The following is a 6,821-nucleotide window of genomic DNA, read 5'->3' as shown; positions in this document are numbered from 1 at the left end:
TGGTCACCAACGGCAAGCCGGGCCCCGGACTGCTCGGCGCGCTCGCCGAGGTGGCCCGCTACGCCTGCGGCCAACTGGAACTCGCCGATCTGGACGCCTCCCGCGCCCGGCTGGACCGCGCCGAGGTGCGCGCGCTGCGGGCGCAGATCAGCCCGCACTTCATCTACAACGCGCTCAACACCATCGCCTCGTTCGTGCGCACCGACCCGGGCAGGGCCAGGGAACTCATCCTCGAATTCGCCGACTTCACCCGCTATTCCTTCCGCGCCGCAGGCGAATTCACCGTGCTGTCCGACGAACTGCGCAATATCGAGCGCTACCTCGCGCTGGAACGCGCCCGCTTCGGCGACGCGCTGCAGGTGCGGCTGCAGATCGCCCCCGAGGTGCTCGGCGTCGTGCTGCCCTTCCTCGCCCTGCAACCGCTGGTCGAGAACGCGGTGCGGCACGGCATCGCGGGCAGGCAGGGCGGCGGCACCATCGCCATCGTGGCCACCGACGCGGGCACCGACTGCCTGATCAGCGTCGAGGACGACGGCGCGGGCATGGACCCGGACCTGCTGCGTTCCGGCGCGCTCGACGCGATCGAATCCGGTTCCGGCCCGGCGGGTTCCGGCGAGTCCGCGCACGTCGGGCTGGCCAATGTGGACGATCGGCTGCGCGCGGCCTTCGGCAACGACTACGGGTTGATCGTGGAGACCGCGCCCGGCGCGGGCACCAAGGTCAGCATGCGGGTGCCGAAGTTCCGCCCCGGCGTGCGCGCCTGACGCGACGCGCACCCGGCGCGCCCGGCTGCCGCTCGATCCGCCCGCGCGGTATTCGGCCAGGTCGGGACATCCGAAACACGCCCGATCACCATGCCCTTACGATGGCAGGGTTGTGACGCAGAACACCGATGGGTCGGCGGGCCCGCTGCGCGTGCTCGCCGTGGATGACGAGAAGCCCGCTCTGGACGAGCTGGTGTACCTGCTGCGCACCCAGCCGGGGGTGGGCGAGATCCACACCGCGGGCGAGGCGACCGGCGCGCTGCGGGTGCTGCGCACCCATCCGGTCGACGCGGTCTTCCTCGATATCAATATGCCGGGCCTCGACGGCATGGAGCTGGCGGGCATCCTCTCCGAGTTCGCGAACCCGCCCGCGGTGGTGTTCGTGACCGCGCACGACGACAAGGCGGTGAGCGCGTTCGATCTCGGCGCGGTGGACTACCTGCTCAAACCGCTGCGCGAGGCGCGCCTGGCCGAGGCGGTGCGGCGCATCACCCAGTCGCGCACCGCCGCGCCGCCGCCCGCGGCGCCCCGCGCCGACCCGAACGCGGTGATCCCCGTCGAGCTGGGCGGCGTCACGACCCTGGTGCACCGGTCGAGCGTGAGCTGGGTGGAGGCGGACGGCGATTACGCCAGGCTGCACACCAGCGCGGGCTCGCACCTGGTGCGGATTCCGCTCTCCGCCCTCGAATCCCGCTGGGAGAATGCCGGTTTCCTGCGCGTGCACCGCTCTTATCTGGTGGCGCTGCGGCTGGTCACCGGCCTGCGCGCAGTGGGAAGCGGCACGGTGGTGTGCCTGCGCGGCGAGGGCAGCGCGGCGGCGGTGGAGCTGCCGGTGAGCCGCCGCCAGGTGCGCGAACTCAAGCAGCGGCTAGTGCACGGGCCGCGTCACAACTGGACGACGCGGTGACCGGGCCGCAGCGGCCCGCTCGGCAGCGGGTGGTGCTGGCCGAGCGGCGCGGCGCGCGCCGGGTGCGCACCCGCGTGGAGGTGGCCGAGCAGACCGAGATCGGGGAAGCCTTGATCGGCGGTCTCATTCGCGCCCAGCTCGGCCTCGCGCTGCGGCTGGCGGTGGTCACGGTCCTCGTGCTCGGCGCGGTTCCGCTGCTGCTGCGTTTCGAGACGCTCGCCTCGGCGGTGATCCTCGGCGTGCGCCTGCCGTGGCTGCTGCTCGGTCTCGCCGTGTTCCCGGCGCTGTACGGGGTCGGCCGCCTCTACGTCCGGTTGTCCGAGCGCAACGAGGAGGACTTCCTCGACCTGGCCGGGGACTGACGTGGGCGCGCCCGCCCTCACCGTCGCGGCCCTGCTGCTCGCGGCGCTCGCCACCGTGGCCATCGGCGCCTACGGTGTGCGGCTGTCGCGCACCACCTCCGATTTCCTTGTCGCGTCGCGCAGCGTCGGTCCCGGCTGGAACGCGGCGGCGATCTCCGGTGAATACCTCTCGGCCGCCTCGTTTCTCGGCGTGGCCGGTCTGATCGCGAAGTACGGCGCGGACGCGCTGTGGTATCCGGTGGGATTCACCGCGGGCTACCTGGCGCTGCTGCTGTTCGTCGCGGCCCCGCTGCGCCGGTCGGGTGCGTACACCGTGCCGGACTTCGCCGAGTTCCGGCTCGGCTCACTGCGTTTGCGCAGGCTCGCCGCGGTCGTGGTGGTGCTGGTGTGCGCGGTCTATCTGATCCCGCAGTTCCAGGGAGCCGGGCTCACGCTGCGGATTCTGCTCGGCGTGCCGAGCTGGGTCGGCGCCGTCGCGGTCGGGGCGATCGTGATCGCCAATGTCACCGGCGGCGGGATGCGGTCGATCACGCTGGTCCAGGCGTTCCAGTACTGGCTGAAGTTCACGGCCGTCGCACTGCCCGCGCTGGTGTTGCTCGGGCACTTCCTGGCCCAGGACCGGGAACTGGGACCGGCCGCGCCGCCGGTGGTCACCGAGCGCACCACGGTGGATGTCACCACCGACGTGGTGGTGCAGGTCGGTGCGGGTCACCAGGTGTCGATCACGGGCACGGTGGACGGCCACCGCGTCGACGGCCCGGTGGCGCTGACGCCGGGCGAGCACGAGCTGGCCGCGGGCACCGAACTGGTGCTCGAATCCGGTTCGGCGGTACCGGTGGTGGCGGGCGCGCCCGCCGACGGCGCCAGCTGGTTGTCGCCCGGCGGCGGATTCGGCGGCTCGCACCCGACCTATCAGGTGTACTCGCTGATCATCGCCACCTTCCTCGGCACGATGGGACTGCCGCACGTGCTGGTGCGGTTCTACACCAATCCCGACGGCCGGGCCGCGCGCGCGACCGCGCTCGCCGTCATCGGTTTGGTCGGCACGTTCTACCTGTTCCCGATCCTGCTCGGGGTGTTCGCCCGGCTCTACGTGCCGCAGTTGCTGATCACCGGAACCTCCGACGCCGCGGTGCTGTTACTGCCCGGCTCGGTGCTGGGCGGATTGCCCGGCAAGATGCTGGCGGCGCTGGCCGCGGCGGGCGCGATCGCCGCGTTCCTCTCCACCTCCTCCGGGTTGCTGGTCAGCATCGCGGGCGTGCTCAGCACGGACATGCTGCGCGGCCGGATCCGGGACTTCCGCATGGCGGCGCTGGTGGCGGGCGCTGTCCCGCTCGGTCTTTCGCTCACTGTCGCCTCGCTGGACCTCTCGCGCACCGTCGCCCTGGCGTTCTCGGTGGCCGCATCGACACTGTGCCCGCTGCTGGTGCTCGGCATCTGGTGGCGCGGGCTCACCGCGAAGGGCGCGGGGGCGGGCCTGATCGCCGGCGGCCTGGTCGCGGGCGGGGCGACCGCGGTGTCGGTGCTCGGCGGGGCGTCCGAGTCGGTCGCCGACGGCTGGCTCGCGGCGATTCTCGGCTACCCGGCGGCAATCAGCGTGCCGCTGGCCTTTCTCACGATGGTCTCGGTGAGCTCGGTGACGCGCGGCCAGGGCCCCCGCACGGTGCGGCGGATCTTCGTGCGCATGCACGCCCCGGAGCGGCTCGGCATGGGCGCCGACCGCGAGCGCAGGCTGCGCACCGGCTGACGGTCTCGCCGCCGGAGCGCCGACCGTTCGTCGCGCCGAGCCGACCGCTCACCGCACAGATCCCCACCTTCACAGAGTGACCTGCACCACAACGCATATCGGAGCCTCGATCGGTCTACTTTCACCGCAGTAATCCACGTCACAAGCTAGGACGCTCCGATGACCAGTACCGACCTCGACGGCACCAAGCCACCGCGCACGCCGAGCGCCGAGGACTTCGCGGCCGTGCAGGCCAGCCCGCAATTCCAGGAGCTGCGAAACCGCTTGCGGCGCTTCGTGTTCCCGATGACGGCACTGTTCCTGACCTGGTACCTCGGCTACGTGCTGCTCGGCGCCTACGCGCACGACTTCATGGCCACCAAGATCGTCGGCGACATCAACGCCGGGCTGCTGCTCGGCCTCGGCCAGTTCCTGTCCACCTTCGTGATCACCGCGTGCTACGTCCGCTTCGCCAACAAGGAACTGGATCCGCGCGCCGCGGCCATCCGCGACTATCTGGAGGGTGAGCGGGCATGACCACGCAGTATCTCGCCGCGGGCACCGTCGGCAATCCCGTCGCGAACATCGCCATCTTCGGCCTGTTCGTCGCCGTCACGATGGTGGTGGTGATCAGGGCAAGCCGCAACAACGCCAGCGCCGCGGACTACTTCACCGGCGGGCGCGGCTTCTCCGGCCCGCAGAACGGCATCGCCATCGCGGGCGACTACCTCTCGGCGGCAAGCTTTCTCGGCATCGCGGGCGCCATCGCCGTCTACGGCTACGACGGCTTCCTCTACTCCATCGGCTTCCTGGTGGCCTGGCTGGTCGCGCTGTTGATGGTCGCCGAGATGCTCAGGAACACCGGCAAATTCACCATGGCCGACGTGCTGAGCTTCCGCCTGCGGGAACGTCCCGTGCGCACCGCCGCGGCGCTGTCCACGCTGACCGTCTCGCTGTTCTACCTGCTGGCGCAGATGGCGGGCGCGGGCGGTCTCGTCGCACTGCTGCTCGACATCGACGACCGGGCCGGGCAGTCGGTGGTGATCGCCGTGGTCGGCGTGCTGATGATCGTCTACGTGCTGGTCGGCGGCATGAAGGGCACCACGTGGGTGCAGATCATCAAGGCGGTGCTGCTCATCACCGGCGCCGCGCTGATGACGGTGATGGTGCTGGCCAAGTTCGGATTCAATTTCTCCGACATTCTCGGCTCGGCGCAGCAGATGGTCTCCGACTCCACCAACAAGGCCGTCGCCTCGCGTGACGTGCTGGCCCCCGGCGCGCAGTACGGCGCGAACGAGACCTCGAAGCTGAACTTCGTCTCCCTCGGCCTGGCGCTGGTGCTCGGCACCGCGGGTCTGCCGCACGTGCTGATGCGCTTCTACACGGTGCCGACCGCCAAGGAGGCCCGTCGCTCGGTGGTATGGGCGATCGCCCTGATCGGCGCGTTCTACCTGTTCACGCTGGTGCTCGGCTACGGAGCGGCCGCGATCGTCGGCCCGGACAAGATTCTCGCCGCGGCGGGCGGCCAGAATTCGGCGGCGCCGCTGCTGGCCTTCGAACTCGGCGGGGTGGTGTTGCTCGGCGTCATCTCCGCGGTCGCGTTCGCCACCATCCTCGCCGTGGTCGCGGGGCTCACCATCACCGCGGCGGCCTCGTTCGCGCACGATATCTACGGCAGCGTGCTCAAGCGCGGCAAGGCGGACGAGTCGGCGCAGGTGCGGGTTTCGCGGATCACCGCGGTGGTGATCGGCGTGCTCGCGATCGGCCTCGGCATCCTGGCCAACGGGCAGAACATCGCGTTCCTGGTGGCGCTGGCCTTCGCGGTCGCGGCGGCGGCGAACCTGCCGACCATCGTGTACTCGCTGTTCTGGCGGCGCTTCAACACCACCGGCGCGCTGTGGAGCATGTACGGCGGCCTGGTCTCCACCATCGTGCTCATCGTGTTCTCGCCCGCGGTGTCGGGGAGCAAGAGCGCCATGCTGCCCGGCTCGGACTTCGACTGGTTCCCGCTGTCGAATCCCGGAATCGTCTCCATCCCCTTGGCTTTCGCGCTCGGCGTGATCGGCACCTTCGTCGGCGGCCGCACACCCGAGAACCCGGCGAAGGCCGCCGAGATGGAGGTTCGCTCGCTCACCGGAGTGGGCGCGGAGAAGGCGGTCGTGCACTGACCGTCCCGGTCCCGGCGCGCGCCGGGACCGGACAGGACTCGCCGCAACGGCGCGGCGTCCGTCGGGTCCCGGCGCACACCGGGGCCCGACCCCTGTTCCCGTTGCCGCTCAGGCTTTTTCGATTGGAGATGTGACTTGTCCAGCGCCACCACCGAACCGGACGCCGCGGCGCCCGTGGCCTACCCGCCGAGCCCCGAGTTCGCCACCGCGGCGAATACCGATGCCGCGCTGTATCGGGCGGCCGCCGACGATCGTGACACCTTCTGGGCCGAACAAGCCCAGCGGCTGCACTGGCATCAGACGTGGAACCAGGTACTGGACTGGAGCGAGGCGCCCGTCGCCAAGTGGTTCGTCGAGGGCAAACTCAACGTCGCCTACAACTGCGTGGACCGCCACGTCCTCGACGGACACGGCGACCAGATCGCCATCCACTGGGAAGGCGAACCCGGCGACTCCCGCGACATCACCTACACCGAACTACTCGCCGAGGTCTCCCGAGCGGCGAACTACCTCACCGAACTCGGTCTTCGATCGGGTGACCGGGTGGCGATCTACATGCCGATGGTGCCCGAGGCGATAGTCTCGATGCTCGCCTGCGCCCGGCTCGGACTCACCCACTCGGTGGTGTTCGCGGGCTTCTCCCCCACCGCCCTGCGCCAGCGCGTCGACGACGCGGGGGCGCGCCTGGTGATCACCACCGATGGGCAGTGGCGGCGCGGCACCGCGGCACCGCTCAAGGCCGCCGTCGACGAGGCGCTCGCCGACGGGAATTCGAGTGCCGAGCATGTGCTGGTGGTGCGCCGCACGGGCAGCGAGGTGCCCTGGACGGAGGGCCGTGACCTGTGGTGGCACGACACCGTCGCGGCCGCTTCCCCCGAACACGAGGCTCAGCCT

General features: G+C 70.7%; 7 protein-coding genes. All 7 read left to right on the top strand.

Annotated features, from left to right (window positions below; translation table 11 throughout):
• On the top strand, nucleotides 1-764 hold a 764-nt coding region (locus NL1_RS35255), incomplete at its 5' end, for a sensor histidine kinase (protein ID WP_169813627.1).
• A gap of 112 nt (nucleotides 765-876) precedes the next feature.
• Nucleotides 877-1,671 (top strand): LytR/AlgR family response regulator transcription factor, encoded by a 795-nt coding sequence (locus NL1_RS35250; RefSeq protein WP_067849131.1) that lies wholly within the window; start codon nucleotides 877-879, stop codon nucleotides 1,669-1,671.
• Nucleotides 1,668-2,033 (top strand): hypothetical protein, encoded by a 366-nt coding sequence (locus tag NL1_RS35245; protein ID WP_067849128.1) that lies wholly within the window; start codon nucleotides 1,668-1,670, stop codon nucleotides 2,031-2,033. Before NL1_RS35250 ends, NL1_RS35245 begins: the two co-directional genes overlap by 4 nt.
• Before the next feature lies 1 nt (nucleotide 2,034).
• Complete coding sequence (locus NL1_RS35240; RefSeq protein WP_067849125.1) at nucleotides 2,035-3,780, top strand: sodium/solute symporter; 1,746 nt, start codon at nucleotides 2,035-2,037, stop codon at nucleotides 3,778-3,780.
• 159 nt (nucleotides 3,781-3,939) lie between these two features.
• Nucleotides 3,940-4,296 (top strand): DUF485 domain-containing protein, encoded by a 357-nt coding sequence (locus NL1_RS35235; RefSeq protein ID WP_067849122.1) that lies wholly within the window; start codon nucleotides 3,940-3,942, stop codon nucleotides 4,294-4,296.
• Nucleotides 4,293-5,927 carry a monocarboxylic acid transporter gene (locus NL1_RS35230; RefSeq protein ID WP_067849119.1) on the top strand — a complete coding sequence of 545 codons (1,635 nt, stop codon included), beginning with the start codon at nucleotides 4,293-4,295 and terminating at the stop codon, nucleotides 5,925-5,927. Before NL1_RS35235 ends, NL1_RS35230 begins: the two co-directional genes overlap by 4 nt.
• A 135-nt stretch (nucleotides 5,928-6,062) precedes the next feature.
• On the top strand, nucleotides 6,063-6,821 hold a 759-nt coding region (locus tag NL1_RS35225), incomplete at its 3' end, for an AMP-binding protein (RefSeq protein ID WP_156095200.1).

It is taken from the genome of Nocardia lijiangensis NBRC 108240, assembly GCF_001613045.1.
Taxonomy (GTDB): Bacteria; Actinomycetota; Actinomycetes; order Mycobacteriales; family Mycobacteriaceae; genus Nocardia; species Nocardia lijiangensis.
The sequence above is the reverse complement of the archived record's forward strand: the minus strand, read 5'-3'. Positions and strand labels throughout refer to the sequence as shown.

Bases quoted from the DNA above. Each gene is read 5' to 3' on its own strand.
- NL1_RS35235 (WP_067849122.1), top strand. From the start codon at position 3,940: ATGACCAGTACCGACCTCGACGGCACCAAGCCACCGCGCACGCCGAGC.
- NL1_RS35230 (WP_067849119.1), top strand. From the start codon at position 4,293: ATGACCACGCAGTATCTCGCCGCGGGCACCGTCGGCAATCCCGTCGCG.